This window comes from Hymenobacter translucens (genome assembly GCF_020685205.1).
Taxonomy (GTDB): Bacteria; Bacteroidota; Bacteroidia; order Cytophagales; family Hymenobacteraceae; genus Hymenobacter; species Hymenobacter translucens.
In genome coordinates, this window is sequence record NZ_JAJERB010000004.1 from 423,404 (window position 1) to 446,624 (window position 23,221).

A 23,221-nucleotide genomic window follows, 5' to 3' on the forward strand; every position below is an offset into this window, starting at 1 on the left:
GGTTATCAGTTGTCAGTCTTTTAGAACGATACTAACAACGGACAACAAACAGCCAAACCAAGCCGCTGCCTCCGGGTGGCGGCTTGGTTTTTGTCCGGGTGGTTCGGACTCAGCCAGTATCTTGGGGCCAGATGCGCGCTTCTCTCCTTATTCGTCGGCTTCTGCCCGTTTCCGGCCTGCTGGCTCTGGCTTTTACGGCCCCGGCCCAGCCCGGCAATCCGCTGCGCCGCCTGCTGAAGGCGGATACCACCCGGTTCGGGCGGGTGCTGCGCCAACCGGATGCCTACAAGGTGCAGATTCTGTACACCCGCATTGACCGCGACGCCCAAAACCGGCCCCGGTTCAAGTCCTTTAGCTACCGCCTGCGGCCGAGCGAGTATTTTTACCCGGCCAGCACCGTGAAGCTGCCCGCCGCCGCGCTGGCGCTGGAAAAGCTGCACCAGCTGAAAGCCCGGCATCCGGCCCTGCATCCCGACTCACCCCTGCGCATCGACTCGGCCTTTGCCGGCCAGACCCGGGTGCTGCGCGACACCACGTCGGCCACCGGCCGGGGCAGCATCGCGCACTACATCCGCAAGGTGCTGCTGGTAAGCGACAACGATGGCTTCAACCGGCTCTACGAGTTTCTGGGCCAGCGGGAGCTGAACGAGGGCCTCGCCCGGCGCGGCTACCGCAACTTCCGGCTGATCCACCGCCTCTCGGTGGGCGACCAGGAGCCCGGTTCCCGCCACACCAACCCGGTCACCTTCTTTGCCGATACGGCCCTGCAGCAGCCCCTCTACCAGCAGCCGGCGGCGTTCAACGAGGCGCCGTTTCCGCAGCTGAAGCTGAGCGGGGAGCGGGTAGGGGAGGCGTACCTGAAAGGGGATAAGCGCGTCAACGAGCCTTTAGACCTGAGTTCCAAAAGCTACCTGGGCTTACGCGAGCAGCAGCAACTGCTGCGGGCCATCCTGTTTCCGGAAAGCCTGCCCGCCGCCCGGCGGTTCGACCTGGGCGAGGAAGACTACTCGTTTCTGCGGCGCTACATGTCGGAGCTTCCCCGGGAAAGCCGGTTTCCAAAGTATCCGGTGGGCGAGTATCCCGACAACTACGCCAAGTTTCTGCTGGCCGGCGGCGCGGCCGGACCCCTGCCGCCGGGCGTACGTATCTTCAACAAGATCGGCCAGGCCTACGGGTTCCTGATCGACAACGCCTACATCGTGGACCCGGCCAACGGCGTGGAATTCATGCTCAGCGCGGTTATCTACACCAACTCCGACGGGGTGCTTAACGACGACCACTACGACTACGACACCATCGGCTTTCCCTTCCTGCGCGACCTGGGCCGGGCCGTGTACGACTACGAGCTTAAGCGCCCCCGCCGTCACCGGCCCGATCTGAGCCGGTTTCAACTCAGCTACGACGAGCCGCTGAAGCCATGACCGAGCCCCAGCCCAACCCGTACGGCCTGCGGGTGCTCAGCTCCCCGGCGCAGTACCGGCAGCAGGCGGCCCGCCACCCGGCCCGGCAGCTGGTGAACCTGGCCGAAGCTATTCCCGGCCTCCGGCTGGATATCCGCTACGCTACGGCCGACAACCTGCTCGGCTATCCGCTTTACCAGCAGGCCCAGGCCTGGCTGCGCCGCCCCGTGGCCGAGGCGCTGAAGCAGGTGCAGCAGGCCCTGGCCGCGCACGGGGCCGGGCTGGTGGTGTACGATGCCTACCGGCCCTACAGCGCCACGGTGCTGATGTACCAGAAGGTGCAGAACGAGGATTACGCCGCCCCGCCCTGGCGCGGCTCCCGCCACAACCGGGGCTGCTCGGTGGACGTGGGCCTGGTAAACCAAGCCACCGGCCGCCCGCTGCCGATGCCCACCGCCTTTGACGAGCTGAGCCCCGCCGCGCACTCCGCCTACGAGCCCGTATCTTCCGAAGCCCGCCGCCACCGGGCGCTGCTGCTGAAGACGATGGCGCAGTTTGGCTTCGTGAACTACCCCGGCGAGTGGTGGCACTTCGACTACGCCCAATGGGCCGAGTTCGGCCTGCTGGACCTCTCGTTTGAGGAGCTGTAGCCCCACTAGCGCGGACTTTATAGTCCGCGCCGGCACGAGGCCATAATGCGCGTCACCCACGGGTGGTTCGGCAAAAAGCTCTGACGGAAAGCCTGTGACAAACTGTGTTGTGACAAAACGTTTTGTCACAACACAGTTTGTCACAACCAGGACCAGCCTATTTTGTGCGCGGCGCTGCCGGGTTATGGCGTAATTTGCGGCCTGTTCCACCCGCCTGTGCTGATGCCCCGTTTCCTGCCCGCTTCTCTGCCTGCTCTTTTCCTGCTGCTTGTATTGCTTACCGGCTCCGCCGCCCGGGCCCAGGACGTGCCGCCCAAGCGGGAACTGCGCGGGGTCTGGATTGCCACCGTGGAAAACATCGACTGGCCCAGCTCCCGCACGCTCACGCCCGAGCAGCAGCGCCGGGAGTACCGCCGGATGCTTGACGTGCAGCAGCGCAACGGCATCAACGCGGTGTTCGTGCAGGTGCGGCCCGCCGCCGACGCTTTCTACCAGAGCGACCTGGAGCCCTGGAGCAAGTGGCTGACCGGCACCCAGGGCAAGGCCCCCAGCCCATACTACGACCCGCTGGTGTTCATGATTGACGAGGCCCACGCCCGGGGCATGGAGTTTCACGCCTGGTTTAACCCCTACCGGGCCAGCATGGACTCCGTGACGCGCCGCCTCGCGCCCACCCACCCGTTCCGCAAGCACCCCGAGTGGTTTCTGCGCTACTCCGGCAAGCTGCTGTTCAACCCCGGTATCCCCGAGGTGCGCAGCTACATCACCCAGGTGGTAATGGACGTGGTGCGGCGCTACGACATCGACGGCGTCCACTTCGACGACTACTTTTACCCGTACCCCGAGCCCAATCAGAAGCTGCACGACGAGCAGGCGTTTCAGGAGTTCAACGACGGCTACACCAACCTGGCCGACTGGCGGCGGCATAACGTGAACGTGTTTATCGAGAACCTACACGACTCGATTCAGAATACCAAGCGCTGGGTGAAGTTCGGCATCAGTCCGTTCGGGGTGTGGATGAACAAGTCGGCCCACCCCGACGGGTCGGACACCCGGGCCGGGCAGCCCACCTACTCCAACCTCTATGCCGACACCCGCCTGTGGCTGCAGAAAGGCTGGATTGACTACATCCTGCCCCAGCTCTACTGGAGTACCAACTTCAAGCTCGTGCCCTACGCCGTGCTGCTGGAGTGGTGGACGCGCAACCGGTTCGGGCGCCACCTCTACGCCGGGCAGGGCGCCTACCGGATGCTCGAAAACACCCGCTCCGACACCACCTGGCGCAACCCGCGGGAGCTGATGCGCCAGATTCGCCTGAACCGCTCGTACCCCAACGAGGTAAGCGGGGCCGTGTTCTTCAGCTCCAAGTCGCTGATGCGCAACCCCCTGCACACCTCCGACTCGCTACGGCTGAACATGTTCCGCTACCCGGCCCTGATTCCGACCATGCCCTGGCTTGACCAGCAGCCGCCCCGCCCGGCCCAGAACCTGACCTTGAACCGCACCGAACAAGCTGTGGCTTTGCAGTGGCAGCCCGGCCCCGCGGCTCCCGACGGTGACGAGGCCCGCTACTACGTGGTGTACCGCTTCGGCCCCGACGACCAGCCTTCCCCCGCCGACCCGCGCTTTATCGTAGGTCTGGTTCAGCAGCGCGGCACCGCCATTCCCGGCTTTCAGGATACCACCGCCCGGGCCGGTACCGAGTACGCCTACTACGTGACGGCCGTGGACCGGCTCCACAACGAAAGCTCGCCCATCCGCCTCAGCACCGATGCCCGGGTGAATGCTGCGGCCCTGGCCGCCAAGGCGGCCGCCCCGGTGGCGGTACCCAGCCCGCCGGTAGCCGCCGCGCCCAAGCAGGTCGTGAAAGCCAAAACCACCGCCGTGCGCACCGAGGGCGACACCGTTACCAAGACCAAGGTGAAAGTCAAGAAGAAGCGCGGCTTCTTCGCCCGCCTGTTCGGCCGGAAGTAGAGTAGGGGCCGGTTTAAGCTTTACCCAAAAGGCGGTCATGCAGAGGCGCAGCCGAAGCATCTCGCGTGCTGACGTTGTTGGGAGAAGAGCGTCATGCTTCGACAGACTCAACATGACCGCCTTTTAGGATAAGGGCCGGACAACCGTCCCGGCATCTAAAATCCGGGCGCCAACCTGCTCAACCTGCTGACACTACCCCTTGCCACCCCGGCAAGGGGTTTTCTTGTGCTATTCTTGCCGGTTCACCGTCTGCCAGCATGCAGTGGAAGAACTGGTATAATTCAATTGTCCGATACAAACTCTCTTGGGCTGTAGGCGAGGCTCCCGATTTGCAGTTCCTACATGAATAGTGAGTCGTCACTCATTCCGAAAACTGACGGATCTTCCGGCAACGTTCCCGACATCGTTTGCATAAAATTATCTGCTCTTATCCTGCCGTTTATATCTGAATACCTCAACCTTACTGATGCGGGATAAGCCGGGTACATAACCGGCTATCCTGTGGCAAATCAAATTCTCACTATACGGTTAGCTCATGAAAAACTGGTTACTCCTGATTGTACTTGTGCTCAGCCTTGCCGGGCACGCCCGGGCCCAGCAGGCCCGGCGCCTGACCGGCCAGGTGCTCGACGACGCCAATGGCCAGGGCCTGCCCGGCGTCACGGTTGTGGTCAAGAACACCACCACCGGGGCCAGCACCGACGGGGACGGGCACTTCACGCTGGACGTGCCCGCCGGCGCGGCCACGCTCGTGTTCAGCTACGTGGGCTACCTGCCCGTGACGCTGCCGGTGGGAGAGAATGCCACCGTGAAAGTGCGCCTGAAAGCCGACCAGAAAGCCCTCGACGAGGTCGTGGTGATTGGCTACGGCGAGGTGAAAAAGAGCGACGTGACCGGGGCCATTGTCTCGGTGAAGGCCGAAGACCTGAAGAAGGTGCCGACCTCGAACGTGATGGAGTCCCTGCAGGGCCGCTTGCCCGGCGTCGACATCACCCGCTCCAGCGGGGCGGCCGGCTCGGGCGTGAACATCACCGTGCGCGGCAACCGCTCGTTGAGCGCCAACAACGGCCCGCTGTTCATCGTGGACGGGGTGCAGTACAACTCGATTCAGGACATCAACCCCAACGACATCCAAAGCATGGAAGTGCTGAAGGATGCCGCCTCCACGGCCGTGTACGGGGCCCGGGGCGCCAACGGGGTTATTATCGTGACCACCAAGAAGGGCGCGTCCGGCAAGACCACCGTTTCGCTGAACTCCTACATCGGCCAAAGCGAAGTGGTTAGCTACCCGGCCGTGCTGACCGGCCCCGAGTACATTGCCCAGAAGCGCGAAGCCAACCGCACCACGGGGTTGTGGACCAGCCCAGCCGATGACCCCAAGATCTTCGGGGCCGCCTACCAGCGCGAAGCCCTGGCCAGCGGCGCCTGGACCGACTGGTCCGGCCTGCTGTTGCGTAAAGGCGTGCAGCAAAACCACCAGGTCGGCATCGGGGGCGGGGGTGAGAATACCAAGTTCTACCTCTCCTTCGACTACTTCAACGAGAAGGGCGTGTTCCGCCTCGACCAGCTGCGCCGCTACACCACCCGCTTCAACCTGGAGCACGCCGTGAGCAGCAAGGTAAAGGTGGGTTTGCAAAGCCAGCTCACCTACTACAACCAGAACGTGCGCCGCGACCCGCTCAACCTGGCCAACAAGATTGACCCGCTCACCACGCCCACCGACGGCAACGGCGTGTTTCAGAACATCCTGCAGAACGGCCGCGACATCAACCCCCTGGCCGACGAGCAGCCCGGCAACTACGAAAATAACGTGCGCACCACCCGCACCTTCCTGACGGCGTTTGCCCAGTACCAGATTGCCACGGGCCTGAGCCTCCGCTCGAACCTGGGCCTGACGCTGGCCAACGCCCGCACCGGCATCTACCGCGGCTCCAACACCATCGACATGGCCGGCTCCACGCCCCAGTCGTTCTACGGCGTCGACTTCACCACCAACTGGAGCTGGGAAAACATCCTGAACTACAGCAAGACCTTCGGCGACCATTCCATCAGTGCCACCGCCGTCTCGTCGCTGCTCACCTTTAATACCGAGCTGCAAACGGCACAGGGCCGCAACCAACTGCTGGGCTACCAGCTCTACTACGCCCTGGCCAACGCCAACCAGCAGATGGGCATCAACAGCGCCTATGTCAACAGCAAGCTGATTTCGTTTACGGGCCGGGTGCAGTACGGCTACAAGAGCCGCTACCTGCTCACGCTTACCGGCCGGCAGGACTACTCCTCGAAGCTGGCTGCCGGCCACAAGGGCGCCTTCTTCCCCTCGGCCGCCGTGGCCTGGCGCATCATCGATGAAAGCTTCCTGCAGGGCCAGGACATCGTGTCGGACCTGAAGCTGCGCGCGTCCTACGGCCTGGCCGGCAACTACGACGTGCCCGCCTATTCGTCCCAGTCCCTGCTAACCCGGATTCCCTTTGCCTTTGGCGACAACTCGGCCCCGGCCTACGTGTTTGCTTCCCGCATCGGCAACCTCGACCTGACCTGGGAAAAGTCGACCACCAAGAACGTGGGCCTGGATTTCGGCCTGCTCGGCAACCGCCTCACCGGCTCGGTGGACGTGTACGAGACGCTGACCCGGGACCTGCTCATCGACCGGTTTCTGCCCGCCACCTCGGGCGTGGGCGTGATTACCCAGAACGTGGGCCGCACCCGCAACCGCGGCATTGAGCTGGGCCTCAACGGACGGGTTATCGACAACGAGCACGTGAAGTGGAACCTGGGCGCGACCTGGTTTAAAAACCAGGAGGAAATCCAGCAGCTCGCCACCGCCGCCGACGACATCGCCAACGGCTGGTTTGTGGGCTACCCCACCCGCGTGTTCTACGACTACGAGAAAATCGGCATCTGGCAGCTGAACGAGGCCGATGAGGCGCGCTCGTTTGGGCAGAAGCCCGGGCAGATCAAGGTGAAGGACCAGAACGGCGACGGGCTGATTACGGCCGCCGCCGACCGCAAGGTGCTGGGTTCGGCTTTGCCCAAGTGGAGCGCCAGCCTTAACTCCGACGTGAGCTGGAAGGGCTTTGATCTGTCGATGCAGTGGTTTGCCCGCTACGGCCAGCTCATCCGCTACGAGTACGACCAGCTCTGGGACCCGCAGGGCGTGGAAAACTCCTCGAAGCAGGACTACTGGACCCCCGAAAACCCCACCAACAGCTTTCCCCGCCCCGATGCCAGCTTGTCGAAAAGCACCTTGCAAAACAGCCTCTACGGCAACACCCTGGCGTACCGCGACGGGTCGTACCTGAAGCTGCGGGCCGTGACGCTGGGCTACTCGGTGCCGGCCGGCGTGCTGGAGAAAATCGGCGTGTCGTCGGCCCGGGTGTACGTGCAGGGCAAGAACCTGTGGGTCGTGAGCAACATTCCCGACTACGACCCTGAGCGGGCTGCTTCGGCCGCTACCTCGGCGCCCGAGCAGGTATTCACGTCGAGCACCTCCTCGGCCGGCCTGGCCGTGGGCCTGTCGCCCTTGTCGAACCCCATTCCCCGCCTGGTGCTAGTCGGCGTCAACCTTTCCTTCTAATCGTCAGCCCTTCCTGAATATGAAACTCCTCCACGTTCGTCCCTACCTGATGGCGGGTCTGCTGATGCTGGCTTTGCCGGGCTGCGAAAAGGCCCTCGAAGAATACAACCCCTCCGGCCTGACCGCCGACAGCGTGTACACCACCCCGGCCGGGTTTGAAACCCTGGTGAACGGCGCCTATTCGTACGCCCGCTGGTGGTACGGCAAGGAAGACGGCTACAGCATGTCGGAAATGGGCACGGACCTCTGGCTGCGCGGGGCCGGCGACGTAAACCCCGACCTGACCGAGTACACTACGCTGCAGTCGTCGTCGAGGGCCAGCACCGAGCTGTGGGGCCAGCTCTACGCCGCCGTGAACGTGTGCAACGCCGGTATCGAATACGTGAGCAAGTCGGGCCTGACCGACAGCCAGAAGAAGGTGCGCGAAGGGGAGCTGCGGTTCCTGCGGGCGTTTTACTACTGGCACATCGTGGAGCAGTGGGGCGGGGTGCACTTCACCACGTCGCCCACCACGTCGGTGCAGACGACGGCCAACCGCACCCCGGTCGAAGCGTTCTACACCCAGATTTTCCAGGACCTCGACTTCGCCGTGGCCAGCCTGCCCGCCACGACGTCGGATTACGGCCGGGCCACCAAGCCCGCCGCCGAGGCCTTCCTCGCCAAGATGCACCTGACCCGGGGCGAAGCCGGCATGCCCGACGCCCAGCTCCACAACCAGCAGGCCGCCACCTTAGCCGAACGGGTCGTGACGGCCTATGGCCTGAGCCTGCAGCCTACCTACGCCGATCTGTGGAACATGACGAACCTGCAGAACAAAGAAATCGTCTGGGCCATCAACTACTCCAAGGACTTGAGCATGAACGACCTGGCGGATGCCACGCTGTACCCCGGCGGCCACCCCCGGGGCAGCCACAACGGCCATCTCCACTTCCTGATGAAGTACGACGACCAGCCGGGCATGGTGCGCGACGTCGCCAATGGTCGTCCGTTTAACCGCTTTATGCCCAGCCGCTTTCTGCTGAACCTGTTCGACGAAACCAAGGATGCCCGCTACGACGCCTCTTTTAAGAGCGTGTGGTACGCCAACGTAGCCGTAGCCGGCCGCCTTGCCGTGGGCGACACCGCCATCCTGGCCACCAAGAAAGCCATTCCGGCCGCCGTGGCCGCCACCAAGAAGTACACCATCTGGGATGTAAACCGGGTGTATAATGCCGCCGGGCGGGCCGCCAGCGACCGGCTGCACTACGTGACGCTGAAGAAGTTTGAAGACGTTACCCGCCCTACCCTGAACGAAGCGCAGAGCTCCCGCGACGCCTACGTGATTCGCCTGGCCGATGTGCTGCTGGTGGCTGCTGAGGCGCAGTTCAAGCTGGGCAACGTGGGGGCCGCCGTTACCCACATCAACACCGTGCGCCGCCGCGCCGCCAAGCCCGGTCAGCAGGCCGCCATGCAGATTTCCGCTGCCGACCTGTCCATCGACTTTATCCTCGACGAGCGTGCCCGGGAGCTGGCCGGGGAGCAGCTGCGCTGGTTTGACCTGAAGCGGACCGGCAAGCTGGTGAGCCGGGTGCGGGCCCACAACCCCGAAGCCGGGGCCAGCATCCAGCCCTTTCATATGGTGCGCCCCATTCCCCAGCGTCAGCTCGACGCCATCACCAACAAGGACGAGTTCAAGCAGAACCCGGAGTACCGGTAGAAAGCAAGTGTAATAAGTGAAGTGTGAAGAGAAAAACCCTCTGGAATATTTCCGGAGGGTTTTTTCGCGTCTGACGGGTTAGAAAGCAGATGACAGGCCGTGAAAACAAAAAAGGAGGTGCCGGTCAGGGCACCTCCTTTTGCAATAAGCCCACCGGCCAGCTACGAGCCGATGACGCTGATGATTTTGTTCAGGTGAGCAACTACGCCGCCGGTATCGGACGGGGAGGGGTTGCCCAGGATTTTACCCAGGGAGCAAAGCAGGTTGCCCAGCAGGTTCTTGTTCGACTGAGCGGGCGAAACGCTCAGCAGCGGGTTGGTGGTCGTGGAAATAACCGCGCCGTTCAGGTTAAACTGCATCGGGCCATAGTTGATCTGCAGGCCCGAGCAGCTGCTGGAAATCTGCGACAGCGACAGCGGAATCCGGACCGGAAGGGTGCCGGCACCAAAGTCGGCCGTGCTGCCGTTCAGGGTGCCCACGGCCATGATGGTGCCATTGACGACCTCATAGGCCGTGATGTTCAGGCTGCCGTTCAGCAACGGACGGTACTCGGTGCGAACGATGCCGGTATTGTCGGTGTAGGTGAACGGGTAGGTGCCCGTTACGCCCGAGGTGACGGTCTTGCCCTGGGTCAGGGAGTTGAGGCTGCCGTCGGTGGCCGTAATTTCAGACGAGGCGGGTTCAACCTGGTTTTTATCACAGCTGGAGGTGCCGGCAAGCAGCAGCAGAAAGGCGGGGAGGATGGCTAGTCTTTTCATGATCCTGGTGTGGTTAAGGGTGAATGAAAGGAACCGGTAAGATGCTGCTGATACGCGGCTGAAAATGGGGGTGTTGTTACTGTCGGGGTTGGCCGAAGGGCCGGGCTCCCGGCAGGGCGCGGGCTCCTGTCCGGTTCTGTGATGCTTGTAAAACTGGCAAGAGACAGTGAATCAGATGATTGAAGATGCGCCGGCGGGCAACCGGATTTCGCTGCAAAACGTGGCGCGGCGGGAGTAACAAGATTTTGGCCCTTGGCCGGCCAGCCGACATCTTCCGGCCGGCCAGAGGGTCGAAAACAAAAAAAAGCCCTTCCCACACCGTGGGAAGGGCTTTCTGACGTTAATAGGCAAACCCGGCCAACGGCTGCCAGCCGTCAGCCCAAAGTTGATCTACAGCGTGCGGTAGTCGAACTTGACGCGGGCAATGGAACCGGCGGTGCTCGGCTTGATGCCGGTAATGCGCAGCACCATTACCTCGGCCGTTCCCCGTACACGTACCGCGTACACGTCGCCTACGGCAACGGCCGTGCCCAGGTCAGCGGTGGTTGTGTTCTGAAACAGCAGCAGACCAATGCTGTTAGCCGTAGCTCCCGTAAAGGTAGCCAGGTTGCCGCCCGGGATTTTGTAGAAGCGCGTTGTGTTGGGGGCCGTGATGCTCACCGTGCTACCCGAAACGCCGGCGAACAGCAGGTCCTTGGCCGTCACGGCATTGGCCGCCGGCTCGTTAAGGCCGGTTCTCAGGTTAAACGCGGTGGAGTCCGGCGTGGAGCCGGGGCCGAAGGTGATGCGGCCCGAGCGGGTGGTGGTCGAGAACGGCGTGGCGTTGGCTACCGTTATCGGGGCCGTGGTCAGCGTGGTAGACTGGGCCTGGGCGTAGGCGGTAAACAGGAAAGTCACCTGCTGGCCTACCGTAGCCGTGGTCGGAATGCGCAGGTCGATGGTGCGGGCATTCGTGGCTCCGGCAGTCGGGTTGCGGACTGAGCCGATGCGCACCGGGTTGGCGGTACCAACCCGGGAGAAATACGTCAGGCTGTCCACGGCCTTAAACAGCTGGAACGTGGGCGTAGCGGTAGGTGGCGGGAAGGTGGAAACCCCGTTCTCGTTCAGAATGATGGAGTAGCCGATCAGGTCACCTGCCATCTGGGCCGTGGCCGAGAGGCCGTTGCGGTACGTGGCGGGGGTGGTGCCGAACTTCAGCGTAGGAGCATTGGCAACCGAGTAGCTGAAACGCCGCGTCCGGGAGCTGCCGTTCTGGAAGTTCAGCGTCACGTCGACCCGTACCAGGGTGCCGTTGGGATACGCCGCGGTGGTAGGCACCGTGTACGGCACCTGCATCACCTGCTGCCGGTAGGTGGTGTTGTAGGCGCCGGCCGCCGGGAAGGTGCCGGTCACCGAAGAGTCCTGCTTGGTAGCCTGAAACACGGTAACGTCGCGCAGCTGCTCGGCTTCGGCGTAGGCGACCAGTATTGGGATGGTTTCGCCGGGGGCATACTTCGTCGCCAGGGCGGCGTTGGGCAGGCCCAGAATGGCCTGTCCCGGCTCACCCTGGAGGGTGAAGTAGTCGTCCACTTCTTTTTCGCAGCCCATGGTGAGCAGGGCCAGCAGGGGCAGCGCCGCGGCCAGCCCCCAGGAGGTAAATCGTTTCATATGAGGAAGATGAAAGCCAGAGAGTTTAGAAACCGAAGCCATTAGGGACGGTCAAACCACATGGGAGCCGTGATGTAGTCGCCTTCGGAAATGGCACCCACGTCGCTATAAGCCTTCAGAATGGCGTTCGGGTTGTACAGCACTTCGGTGGCCCCGGGCAGCATCCGGCGCGGGAAGCGGCGGGTCGGGTCCGTCTGGGTCGAAATCTGCGTGTTCACCGAGTTGGCGGGGTAGGCGAAGTTCACGTAGATCGAGTTGCTGTAGTCGTAGCGGCGCACGTCCGTCCACGACTCCGGGTTCAGGAACAGGGCAATGTACTTCTGCTCCATGATGTTGCGCAGGGTCAGCGCCGCCTCGGTCTGGGCCACGGCTGCGCTGCTCAGATACGCCGTAATCTGCGCCTCGGTGATGACGGGGTAGGTAACGGTAATGGTAGACTGCGTGGCAGTTCCGCCCACGCCAATCTTACGCATGTGGGCCCGGATACCTTCGCGGTACGCGGCCAGGGCGCGCGTCTTGTTGCCGGCCCGGAAAGCGGCCTCCGCCTCGATAAACTTCTGCTCGTGGTAGGTAATCACCTCAAAGTAGCCCAGGTCGCGGGCGTACCAGCTGGCGTAGAAGTCAGTCAGGGTGCTGCCCGGAGCCAGGTTGCCGGTTATACCGTTGCCAGGGTCAGCGCCGGTGCTGGTGGTAGGCGCCATGATGCCGAAGCGGGGGTCAATCACGCCAGAGTAGGTAGTGCCGTTCAGGTACTTGATGAAGTTGGCCGAGAAGGTAGCCGTGCCGAAGTTGGCGCGCGTGGTACCAAAGATATTGGTCGTGCCCGTCAGCGGAGCTACGGCCACCTGGTACTGCAGCTGGGCATCATCAGCGGAAGACGTGAAGCCCTGGTCGCACAAAGCCAGGATAGCGTTGGGGTCGTAGGAGCTCTTCTTGGTGAGGTGGTTGAGCTGACGGGCTTTCAGGGCCCGGGCCAGCTTAATCCACTTCGTGGTGTTGCCCTGGTAAAGAATGTCGCCGCTGATGCTGGGCACGGTGGTGTACAGGGGACGCAGGTTTTCGGAAGCAGGCTTGGCCATTTCCGCAGCGCCCTCGTCGAGCAGCTGGTAGATGTTGCTGTACAGCTGCTCCTGGGGGTCGTACTTGGGCGTGTAGTTGGCCCCGCCCTGGTACGCTTCGGAGTAGGGTACGTCGCCGAGCATGTCGGTGAGGTGAGCCAGGATCATGGCCTGCATGATCTTGCCGGCGCCCACGTAGTAGGGCGAGCCTTCCTTCTGCGCCTGCGCCTGCATCAGCGGAATGTTGCCGCCGGAGTAGAAGTAGGAGTAGTTGAAGGTGTTGGTGCTCTGCGCCGTGGTCAGGTAGTACTGGTCGTTGCCGAGGCTGTTGCGGGTACGGCTGACCAGGTACTGAGAGAAGTAAGGCGTACGCAGGGCCGAGAACATCTGGGTCTGGATGCCGTTGCTGATGATGCCCGGCAGCAGGAAGTTCGGCGTGGCAACGGTCGGGTTATTCGGGTCGGTGTTGACGTCGAGAAACTTCTCACACGAGGTGAGCGCAGTTCCGCCGATAGCCAGGCCGAGGAGGAGAAGGTATTTTTTCATCGGAGAAAGTCTTGTTGATAGTTGGGGTAGTTGATGGTAGATTGTCAGTAGTTGATTGTTGGCAGATGATGGCCGGTCACTCGGGCCATAAGCATCAGCTTTTAACAATCAACAAGCAGCAATTACCAATCAGCCACCATCTAGAAAGTGACGCGCAGGCCCATGTCCACACCACGCGTGGCCGGAACGTTGCCGAAGTCGAAACCGTTCGCGCCGCCGCCGCGCACACCGGCGCCGGCCGCTGCCGTTTCGGGGTCGGCGCCGCTGTAGCTGGTCAGCAGCATCAGGTTGCGGCCGGTCACGCTCAGCTCCACGCCCTTCAGGAACTTGGTGTTGTCAAGCAGTGAGGCGGGCAGGGCGTAGCTCAGCGTCACGTACCGCAGGCGGGTCCAGGAAGCGTCCTCCACGAAGGCCGTACCTATCCGGCCCAGGATGGACTGGTAGTAGGCCTGCGTCAGCTCCACCGAGCGGGTGTTGGGAGCATAGCTGCCGTCGCTCTGACGAACCACGCCGTCGAAGACCACCTGCTTGTACCGGTCGGTGGTCCGCTCGCTTAGGCCGGTAGCCGTCGAGTACCAGTCGTTGCCGTTCACCACGACGCCGCCCTTGCGGAAGTCGAGCAGGGACGTCAGCGACAGCCCCTTGTAGGAGAACGTGTTGGTGACCTGGGTTGTGAAGCGGGGAGCCCGGTTGCCGGCGTACACAAAGGTGCTGCTCACGCTGGGGTAGCCGCTGGCACCAATCAGGATCTTGCCGAAGTCGGGGCTGTTGGGGTCGGTTACGCGCACGAAGTCGGTGGCGGCCACGCCCGTAATCGGCTGGCCGGGGAAGGCGCCGCCCTGGTGCACGTCGGTGATAAAGGCATCCGACTGGTACACCACCGTCAGCACCGACGGCAGCTCCTTGGTGCGGTTGGTGTTGTGGTAGAAGTTGGCGCTGATGTCCCAGGTAAAGCCGCCCGCGTCCTTGATCGGCGTACCGTTCAGCGAAATCTCCTGACCTTCGTTGGTTACCGTGCCGCCGTTGATGTACTGCAGAATAAAGCCCGTGGCCTGGCTTACGCGCGGGGCAATGAGCTGGTCCCGGGTTTCGGAGTAGTAGTAGTTGAAGTCGAGGCCCAGGCGGTTCTTGAAGAACTGCAGGTTGATGCCCGCTTCCTTGGTGGTGGTGCGCTCAGGCTTGAGCAGGCGGTTCGAGCCAAAGAAGCCGTTGCGGAAGCCGCCGCCGATGTAGGTCTGAGCCGCCAGGGGCGAGTCGACGCGGTACGGGCCGGTGTCGCGGCCCACGTTGGCGACCGACGCCCGGATCTTGCCGTAGTTCAGGATGTTGTTCTGCTCCAGGCCCAGGGTTTTGGTAAACTCGTAGCCCAGACCGATGGAGCCGTACTCGAAGGGCTTGCCGAAGTTCTTGTTCAGATCGGGGCGGGGCAGGGTAGAGGAGTGGTCCTGCCGGGCCTGCAGCTCCAGGAATACCTGATCGAAGGCATTCACCGACAGACGGCCGAAGAAGCCGATCAGGCGGCGCTTGGCATTGCGCTCCAGCGCGTTGCGGTTTACCGTGTTGTTGATGCTGGCAAACTGCGGGTTCTGGAAGATCAGGCCGATGTAGTCCACGATGTTGGCCTGGCTTTGCTCAATGGTGTTGCCCAGCACGAGCGTGCCGCCGAAGTTTTCGTTGATGCGGCGGTTAAAGGAGGCCAGGGTGGTGGCCGTCAGCAGGCGGGTCTGGTCCACGGTCTGGGCAATGCCGCCGTTCTGGTTGTTGATCTGCGACGTGCCGACTGCCCGCACCGACTGGGCCCGGGAAGTGTAGAAGTCAGTGCCGATGTTGTGGCTCAGCGTAAACCAGTCGGCCACCTTAAAGCTCAGCTGGGTGTTGCCGATAAAGCGGTTCGTGCGGTCGGTCTGGGGGTTGAACTCGGCCGTCCAGTAAGGGTTGTCGGCATCGGTATCGGTGCCGTTGCCGGGCGCCAGCAGGCGGCGGCGGGTACCGTCGGGGTTCAGGTAGTTGCGGGCGTCATCGTTGCGGGGCCAGTTGAGCATGCTCATAAAGAAGCCGCCGGTGCTGCCAAACAGGCCCGGGCCCTGCAGGGGGCGGGTGCCGCCCGACGTCAGGTACTGGGCCGAGGCGGCCGCGGTGAACTTGGGCGAAATCTGGGCGGTACCGCTTAGGCGCACCGTGCTCTTGTCGTACTTGCTGTTGGGCACAATGCCACTCTGCTGCAGGTTCGAGGCCGAGAACGTAAACGTGGCCTTTTCCGAGCCACCCGACATGTTCAGGAAGTTCTGGAAGCTTTTGCCGGTGCGGAAGAAGTTGCCCAGGTTGTCGTACACTTCCTGGCCGGGAGCAAACCGGGGTCCCCAGGAGCCCCGCACGGTGGGGTCGTAGAGGCCGGCCGTACCCTGCTGGTACTGGTCCTGCAATTTGGGCAGGCGGTTTACGCGGTCCACCGAAAACTGCGTCCGGTAGTTAAGCGTGGTGCGGCCCGCCTGGCCTTTCTTGGTGGTGATGATGACGGCGCCGTTGGCGGCGTTCAGACCGTAAAGGGCCGCGGCGGCCGGGCCTTTCAGCACCGTGATGCTGGCAATGTCTTCGGGGTTGATGTCGCCGGCCCGGTTGGCGGCGCCCACCGAGCGGCCGAGCAGGCCGTTGAAAGCCGAGCCCCCGCCGGGAGCGGTGCTTTCCTGAAACGAATTGTTGTCCATGATCATGCCGTCAATCACGAACAGAGGCTGGTTGTTGCCGTCGAGCGAGGTGCCGCCCCGGATAACGATGGCCGCGCCTTCGCCGGGTCCACCGCCGGAGGAGGTGATGTTGACGCCGGCCACTTTGCCCTGCAAGGCATTGACCACGTTGGTCTGGCGGGAGTCGATGATGTCCTTGGCTTTCACTTCCTGCACCGAGGTCACGATTTCGCGCCGGTCCTGGGCAATGTTGTAGGCCGTTACCACTACCTCTTTCAGGTTGCGGGTGTCGGCGCCCAGGCTTACGTCGAGGGTGTTGTCGGCGCCTACGGTGCGCTCGATGCTGGTGTAGCCGATAAAGCTAAAGACCAGGGTAGCGCCCTCCGGCACGCCGGGCAGGGAAAAGCGACCGTCGGGGCCGGTCTGGGCGCCGGTAGTAGTGCCCTTCACCAGTACGTTAGCCCCCGGCAAAGGGCTGCGGTCGTCCGCCGACAGCACGGTGCCCGTGATGGTGCGGGTGGTTTGGGCAAAGGCGCCGGGCGCAAATAGCACGCCCAGCGTCAGGAAAAACCATAGAAGTTTTTTCATGGGTAAGGTGATAGGTGGGAAATGAGTGAAGGTGGGAAGCGAAAAACGGCGGCCGTCGAAGGAACGGAACGGTTTCAGAAACTGAGAAAAGAAGGCTGGTGATGGAGCGGAAGGAAACAGACTTGTCCGGGAATAGTCAGCTAAAACCGGGGGCGTGGGAAAAAAAGCAGCTCGCTTTCGGTTGGAGTCTGATTTTTTTCGCTTGTTTCCAGGATTAAAATTGTGTTTAAAGCTAAAAAGGGCCGAAGTGAGTACCAACTAATCAAGCAACTTTCTTCGGCGGCGGCGGAACCCGAAATGCGCCTGAGCGCCGGCTGCCTCCTGCTCTGACCACCGCCGGCACCCGGCCCCGACTCGCCGGCCCGTAACTTACATGCTGATATGCAAAGCACTACCCAGGCCGCCCGCGAAACTACGGGCGCGCTTCCCCTGGCCGAAGCCTCCCAGCCGGCCCGCCTGATTTCGCTTGATGTTTTTCGGGGCATCACCGTCATGGCCATGATTCTGGTGAATAATCCCGGCGACTGGGGCCACATCTACGCCCCGCTGGAGCACGCCAAGTGGCACGGCTGCACGCCCACCGACCTGATTTTTCCGTTTTTCCTGTTTATCGTCGGCGTGTCCATCGTGTACGCCCTCGACTCGGCCCGCCGGGGCCCGCACGGCCCGCTGGTACGCCGCATCCTGAAGCGCAGCGCCATTCTGTTCGGGCTGGGCTTGTTTTCGGCGCTGTTTCCTAAGTTCGACTTCGCCACCGTCCGCATCCTGGGGGTGCTGGCCCGCATTGCCCTGGTGTTTCTGGCCTGCGGCCTGATCTTTCTGAAAACCGGCTGGCGCACCCAGCTCGGGCTGCTGCTGGGCATTCTGGTGGGCTACAACGTGCTGCTGCAGGTGGTGCCCGTCCCCGGGTTTGGCCCGGCCAACCTGGAGCCCGCCACCAACCTCGGCGCCTGGCTTGACCGGCTGGTGCTGGGCGAGGCCCACCTCTGGAAATTCAGCAAAACCTGGGATCCGGAAGGACTGCTGGGTACGCTGCCCGCCATTGGCACCGGCCTGGCCGGCCTGCTGGTAGGTCAGTGGCTGCGCCGGCCGGTTCCGGCGGCCGACAAAGTGGCCTGGCTGTTCGTAGCCGGGGGCGGGGTGCTGCTTCTGGGCCTGATCTGGAACGGCTGGTTTCCAATCAACAAAAGCTTGTGGACCAGCTCCTACGTGCTGTACACCGGCGGAATCGCCATGGCCGGGCTGGCGGCGCTCTACTGGCTGTGCGACGTGCAGGGCTACCGGGGCTGGACCAAGCCGTTTCTGGTGTACGGCGTGAATGCCATTACCGTGTTCTTTTTGTCGGGACTGATTCCGCGCATGCTCAACCTGATCAAGGTGGCCGGGGCCGACGGCAAGGAGGTCGGGCTGCGGGTGTGGCTGTACGACACGTTCTTCGTGCCTTATTTCAGCCCCGTGAATGCCTCCCTGGCCGGGGCGCTGACGGTCGTGCTGATCTGGCTCGGCATTCTGTGGTGGATGTACCGGCAGCGTATCATCATTAAAGTATAGACAAGCAAAGCCCCACCCGGAAAACTATTCTACAGCGCGGGCGGTACTGCATACACTGGCAAGCGCCCCGGTTTGCCTTCATTTCCTGACGATGCTAAAATCAATTTTATCGGCTGGTTCCCGCCGGGTCCTGTGCGTGGCGCTGGGTGCCCTGCTGCTGAGCACCCCGGCCGTACTGGCCCAGACGGCCCCCGCTACGCCCGCTTCAAGTCCCACCGCCCCGGCCGAGCCTTTGGCACCCGGCCTGCGCAAAGCCTCCGAAGAGCTGCTGCAGGTGCTGCAGATGGAGAAGTTTACCACGGAAAGCATCAACCAGATGCTGACCATGCAGATTCAGCAGCGTCCGGGCCTGGAAGTAGTGGAGCCGGAGATGCGCGCTTTCATGAACAAGTACATGAGCTGGAATGCGCTGCGGGAAGACATGGTGCGGCTCTACGCCCGGGAGTTCACGGAAAAGGAGCTGCGCGACCTCGTCAAGTTTTACAAGTCGCCGACCGGGCAGAAGTACGTGAGCAAGCAAAGCTCGCTGATGCAGTCCGGCATGGAAATCGGGCAGCGGCGGGTGCGCGAGAACATGCCCGAACTGCAGCGTACGGTGGAAGAAAAGATGAAGTCCCGGGCCCCGGCCGGCCAATAGCCCTGCTCTGACTCCAGAAAGCCCCGGCCTTTCACTGGCCGGGTTTTTTGTGTGCCGTTGAAGAACCTAGACCGCAAGCGTATAGCCGGCGAAATCCTGGCGCAGGCGGGTTTTGAGCAGCTTGCCGGTGGCCGTGTGGGGCAGCTGGTTTACGAACTCCACCGCGTCGGGCTTCCACCAGGAGGCCACCTTGCCGTCGAAAAAAGCCAGCAGCTCTTCCGGGCTCACGTCCTGCCCGGGCTTGCAAACCACGATCAGCAGAGGCCGTTCGCCCCACTTCGGGTGGGGTACGCCGATAACGGCGGCTTCGGCCACGGCCGGATGGGCCACGGCCAGGTTTTCGAGGTCGATGCTGGAAATCCACTCCCCGCCCGACTTAATCACGTCCTTCGACCGGTCGGTAATGTTCAGGAAGCCGTCCGCGTCGATGGTGGCCACGTCGCCGGTGCGAAACCAGCCGTCCTGGGTCAGCTCCCCGGGAGAGGAGCTGCGGAAGTAGTCGGCCACGATGAAGGGGCCGCGCACCAGCAGGTCGCCAAACGCTACGCCATTGTGGGGCAGCTCGGCCCCGCTGTCGTCCACAATCTTCATGTCGACGCCAAAAATGGCGCGCCCCTGCTTGGTTTGGATGGCGAACTGCTCGTCGGGGCTGAGGCTGAGCTGCCGGGACTTCAGGGTGTTGACCGTACCCAGGGGGCTGGTTTCGGTCATGCCCCAGGCGTGACGGATGGTAACGCCCAGCTCCACGTCGAATGCCTTCAGCAAGGCCGGCGGACACGACGAGCCGCCCACAATCATCTTGCCCAGGGTACTGAACCGGGCCTGCTTTTCCCGCATAAACGTGAGCAGCCCAAACCAGATGGTGGGCACGCCCGCGCTGAACGTGACGCCCTCGGCTTCGAACAGCTCAAACAGGCTGGCCGCGTCGAGGCCCGGGCCGGGCAGCACCAGCTTGCAGCCAATCAGGGGCGCCAGGTAGGGAATGCCCCAGGCGTTGACGTGGAACATGGGCACCACCGGCAGAATCACGTCCCGGACCGAGCAGTTAAAGCAGTCGGGCAGGCCGGCGGCGTAGGAGTGCAGCAACGTGGAGCGGTGCGAGTACAGCACGCCCTTGGGCTGGTCGGTGGTGCCGGAGGTGTAGCACAGCGACGAGGCCGTGTTTTCGTCGAACACCGGCCAGTTGAACCCGGCCGGTTGCTCGTTGAGCAGGTCTTCGTAGCAGAGCAGCAGGGGCAGGCTGGTGTCGGCGGGCAGGTGGGCCTGGTCGCTCATTAGTACCCAGCCCAGCACGTGCGGACAAGCCGGAGCCAGCTTTTCCACCAGAGGCAGAAACGTCAGGTCAAAGAAGATATAGCGGTCCTGGGCGTGGTTGATGATGTACACCAGCTGCTCCGGAAACAGGCGGGGGTTGATGGTGTGGCACACCGCGCCCATTCCCGAGATGCCGTAGTACAGCTCGAAGTGGCGGTGGTTGTTCCAGGCCAGGGTGCCCACCCGGTCGCCCATGCTGACGCCCAGGGCTGTGAGGGCGCCGGCCAGCTGCTGGCTGCGCCGGTGGGCGTCGGCGTAGGTGTAGCGGTGGATGCCGCCCTCGGTCAGCCGCGTCACGATTTCCGTGTCGCCGTGCCACTTGGCGGCGTGCTCAATCAGCCCGGCAATGCGCAGGGGCTGGCTCATCATCAATCCTAGCATTGGGCGGAGTTGGTGGGTTTGACGAAAGAAAGCTAGGCGTTTTGGCGTTGCGGGCCAAGCTCCCAGCTCAACCCGGTCGCCCCGCCTTTGCCCCCAACAGCCGGCATCCGGAATAAATGTTTAGCCGGCCGCTCCCGGCTGCGGGCAGGAAAGCCGCCGCTAAATCGACTCGTATTCATTGCTAACGATATATTCTATATTCTAAAGCCGCTACTTAAGCAGGCTTCTCTATCTTCCGGCCTCCTCCGGGGACCTGAGCTGCCAGTGCTTACGCTGCGGCCGGCACCTGGTAAGCACTGAAAAAAAGCAACTCACCCATTACCAAACCCAATGAGAGCAGCCGTAAATACCTCGTATGGCCCCCCGGAAGTTGTGACGCTGGCGGACGTACAGAAGCCGGTGCCCGGTGAGCAGGAGGTGCTCATCAAGGTGTACGCAGCCACCGTCAACCGAACCGACTGCGCCTTCCGCAGCGCCGAGTACATTGCTTCCAGGCTGTTCAGCGGGCTTTTCAAACCGAAAAACCACATCCTCGGCAACGAATTCGCCGGGCAGGTGGAAGCGGTAGGGGGCGGCGTAACCCAGTTTGCCGTGGGCGACATGGTATTCGGCTACAACGACCAACAGTTTGGGGCCCATGCCGAGTACCTGACGATGCCCGAGCAGGGCTGCCTCAGCACGATGCCCGCGGGCCTGACGTATGAGCAGGCGGCGCCGCTGTGCGAAGGCGGGCACTATGCGCTCTGCGACATCCGGGCGGCGAAGGTGAAAGCCGGGCAGCACGTGCTCGTGTACGGCGCTACCGGGGCCATCGGCTCGGCCGCCGTGCAGCTGCTCCGGCACTTTGGCGCTTCGGTTACGGCGGTGTGCGACACCCGGAACGTTGAGCTGGTTAAGTCCCTGGGTGCCCATACAGTTATCGACTACACCCGGGCCGACTACACCCAGGCCGGGCAGACATACGATTTCGTGTTTGATACCGTAGGCAAAAGCTCGTTCGGGCAGGCCCGCAAAGTGCTGGGCCCCCAGGGAATCTATATCTCCACCGAGCTGGGCAAAAGGTTTGAAAACATCTTTTACGCCCTGAATGCCCCATTCTCGCGCGGCCCGAAAGTGCTGTTCCCGATTCCCTCCATGAGCCAGGCCGACGTGGTGTTGTTCCGGGAACTGGTCGAGTCCCGGCAGTACCGCGCCCTGATTGACCGGCGCTACCCCCTGGAGCAGATTGTGGAGGCCTACCGGTATGTGGAAACGAGGCAGAAAATCGGCAACGTCGTTATTACGTTCAGTTAAGCCTGTTTAGTAATCAATAAGTAAAAGCGAGTCAGTGTATTAGGTGTTCAGGTGCGGATTTATTTTCATCTGTAAGGAGTTGCTGCGACCGGGCGCGAAGGGGGGGAGAAGAAGTGGAACGTGACCCGCGGCCCGGTCCGTGCGTATGGAACCGGTATGGGTCCTTACTCTATCCTGATCTTTCTGAGCATTGCCGTCATTGTATCGTACCTGTTCGATATTGCCGCCCGTGCCACCAAAATCCCGTCGGTGCTCATGCTGCTGCTCACCGGCATTGCCCTCAAGCAGACCGCTGACCAGCTTGATTTCGAGCTGCGGCTACCCCTGGTGACCCTGCAGCTATTAGGCATCGTGGGCCTGATTATGATCGTGCTGGAAGAGTCGCTCAACCTGAAAATCATGCCGGGAAAAGGCCCGTTGATCCGGCGGGCGTTTGCGGCGGCGGCCCTGATGCTGCTGGGCCAGGCCTTTGCCATTGCCGGACTGCTGCAGTGGTATCTGGGGCCGGGCGTATCCTTTCAGAGCTGTTTGCTTAATGCCATTCCCCTGGCAGTAGTCAGCTCTGCCGTGGCTATTCCCAGCGTGGCCTCGCTTGGCGGCGAGAAGCAGGAGTTTATCGTGTACGAAAGCACGTTTTCCGACATTCTGGGCATTATGTTCTTCAATTTTGTGGCCCAGGACAACTTTGCACAGGGCATTTCTGCCCTCACCTTCACCCGCGACCTGCTGGCTGTGCTGATAGTGTCGGTGCTGGCCACGGCAATCCTGGCTTTTTTGCTGGACCGCATCCGCCTGCACGTCAAATTTATTCTGATCCTGGCGTTTCTGATTCTGATCTACTCCCTGGCCAAAAAGCTGCACCTTTCGTCACTGCTGGTGGTGCTCGTGTTTGGCGTCATCGTGCGCAACGCCGATCTGTTCCTGCGCGGACCGCTGCGGCGCTGGTTTAACCCCGAGCGCCTGCAGGAAGAGCTGCATCAGATGCAGAGCATCACGGGCGAGGGGGCCTTTCTGATCCGGACTTTTTTCTTTCTGCTGTTCGGCTACTCGATTTCACTCACCGGCATTCTGGACGTTCAGCTCCTGTTGCAGGGGCTGCTGATAGTGGCCGTGCTAACGCTGATCCGGTACGTGTACCTGCGTTACATCGCCCGCACAAGCCTGATTCCGGAAGTATTCATTGCCCCGAAAGGGCTGATTACGGTGCTGCTGTTTTACAGCATTCCGGCCAAGCACCTGATCGGGGAGGTCAGCGAAAATATTTTGTTTATCGTAATTCTGCTGACCGGCGTGCTGATGCTGATCGGTTTGCAGCTGACGGGCAAACAGGAGCCGCCACCGATTGGAGAGTACTGAGGTAAGCTCCGTAACTGGTCTGCCTGCCGCTACGTGGGTGTGTCCCTAGTGAGCGTCCGGGTTTACGCTTTCCTGTCTGCCCCGGCACTAATGCGTCACTGGGCACTGGTC

General features: G+C 62.4%; 14 protein-coding genes. 9 read left to right on the forward strand and 5 right to left on the reverse strand.

The annotated features are described in order from the left end of the window. Window positions 1-131: 131 nt before the first annotated feature. The 5 genes from LJY25_RS11940 to LJY25_RS11960 all read left to right on the forward strand — a co-directional run bounded on the left by LJY25_RS11940 (window position 132) and on the right by LJY25_RS11960 (window position 9,297). Entirely contained in the window at window positions 132-1,421 is a 1,290-nt protein-coding gene (locus LJY25_RS11940; RefSeq protein ID WP_227608571.1) for a serine hydrolase, read from the forward strand. Beyond that, window positions 1,418-2,050 carry a M15 family metallopeptidase gene (locus LJY25_RS11945; RefSeq protein WP_227608572.1) on the forward strand — a complete coding sequence of 211 codons (633 nt, stop codon included), beginning with the start codon at window positions 1,418-1,420 and terminating at the stop codon, window positions 2,048-2,050. The genes LJY25_RS11940 and LJY25_RS11945 overlap by 4 nt, the downstream gene beginning before the upstream one ends. Window positions 2,051-2,272: 222 nt before the next feature. Then, on the forward strand, window positions 2,273-4,024 hold the full coding sequence (locus tag LJY25_RS11950) for a glycoside hydrolase family 10 protein (protein WP_227608573.1): 1,752 nt from the start codon (window positions 2,273-2,275) through the stop codon (window positions 4,022-4,024). A 535-nt stretch (window positions 4,025-4,559) separates the two neighbouring features. Further along, on the forward strand, window positions 4,560-7,601 hold the full coding sequence (locus tag LJY25_RS11955; RefSeq protein ID WP_227608574.1) for a SusC/RagA family TonB-linked outer membrane protein: 3,042 nt from the start codon (window positions 4,560-4,562) through the stop codon (window positions 7,599-7,601). A gap of 19 nt (window positions 7,602-7,620) precedes the next feature. After that, the gene (locus LJY25_RS11960) at window positions 7,621-9,297 is read left to right on the forward strand and encodes a RagB/SusD family nutrient uptake outer membrane protein (RefSeq protein WP_227608575.1); all 1,677 of its coding nucleotides are present in this window, start codon (window positions 7,621-7,623) and stop codon (window positions 9,295-9,297) included. A gap of 161 nt (window positions 9,298-9,458) precedes the next feature. Here the strand turns inward: LJY25_RS11960 and LJY25_RS11965 are convergent, their stop codons facing one another. The 4 genes from LJY25_RS11965 to LJY25_RS11980 form a co-directional block, all read right to left on the reverse strand. Continuing rightward, window positions 9,459-10,055 carry a hypothetical protein gene (locus tag LJY25_RS11965; protein ID WP_227608576.1) on the reverse strand — a complete coding sequence of 199 codons (597 nt, stop codon included), beginning with the start codon at window positions 10,053-10,055 and terminating at the stop codon, window positions 9,459-9,461. A 390-nt stretch (window positions 10,056-10,445) separates the two neighbouring features. Continuing rightward, on the reverse strand, window positions 10,446-11,702 hold the full coding sequence (locus LJY25_RS11970; protein ID WP_227608577.1) for a hypothetical protein: 1,257 nt from the start codon (window positions 11,700-11,702) through the stop codon (window positions 10,446-10,448). Between the two features lie 41 nt (window positions 11,703-11,743). Continuing rightward, complete coding sequence (locus tag LJY25_RS11975; protein ID WP_227608578.1) at window positions 11,744-13,306, reverse strand: SusD/RagB family nutrient-binding outer membrane lipoprotein; 1,563 nt, start codon at window positions 13,304-13,306, stop codon at window positions 11,744-11,746. Between the two features lie 140 nt (window positions 13,307-13,446). After that, a complete protein-coding gene (locus LJY25_RS11980; RefSeq protein WP_227608579.1) occupies window positions 13,447-16,578 on the reverse strand; it encodes a SusC/RagA family TonB-linked outer membrane protein in 3,132 nt (1,043 codons plus the stop codon). A gap of 381 nt (window positions 16,579-16,959) precedes the next feature. On the opposite strand from LJY25_RS11980, the gene LJY25_RS11985 reads away from it, so the two are divergent. Together LJY25_RS11985 and LJY25_RS11990 are read left to right on the forward strand one after the other, a co-directional pair. Beyond that, entirely contained in the window at window positions 16,960-18,129 is a 1,170-nt protein-coding gene (locus LJY25_RS11985; protein ID WP_227608580.1) for an acyltransferase family protein, read from the forward strand. 91 nt (window positions 18,130-18,220) lie between these two features. After that, complete coding sequence (locus LJY25_RS11990) at window positions 18,221-18,766, forward strand: DUF2059 domain-containing protein (RefSeq protein WP_227608581.1); 546 nt, start codon at window positions 18,221-18,223, stop codon at window positions 18,764-18,766. Window positions 18,767-18,832: 66 nt separating this feature from the next. Here the strand turns inward: LJY25_RS11990 and LJY25_RS11995 are convergent, their stop codons facing one another. Continuing rightward, window positions 18,833-20,461, reverse strand: a complete 1,629-nt coding sequence (locus LJY25_RS11995) for a 3-(methylthio)propionyl-CoA ligase (protein WP_227608582.1) — start codon at window positions 20,459-20,461, stop codon at window positions 18,833-18,835. Between the two features lie 330 nt (window positions 20,462-20,791). Between LJY25_RS11995 and LJY25_RS12000 the strand changes: the two genes are divergently transcribed. Both LJY25_RS12000 and LJY25_RS12005 read left to right on the forward strand, forming a co-directional pair. Then, on the forward strand, window positions 20,792-21,754 hold the full coding sequence (locus LJY25_RS12000; protein WP_227608583.1) for an NAD(P)-dependent alcohol dehydrogenase: 963 nt from the start codon (window positions 20,792-20,794) through the stop codon (window positions 21,752-21,754). 156 nt (window positions 21,755-21,910) lie between these two features. Next, window positions 21,911-23,110: a cation:proton antiporter domain-containing protein gene (locus LJY25_RS12005; RefSeq protein ID WP_227608584.1), complete on the forward strand. Its 1,200-nt coding sequence runs from the start codon at window positions 21,911-21,913 to the stop codon at window positions 23,108-23,110. Window positions 23,111-23,221: the final 111 nt, after the last annotated feature.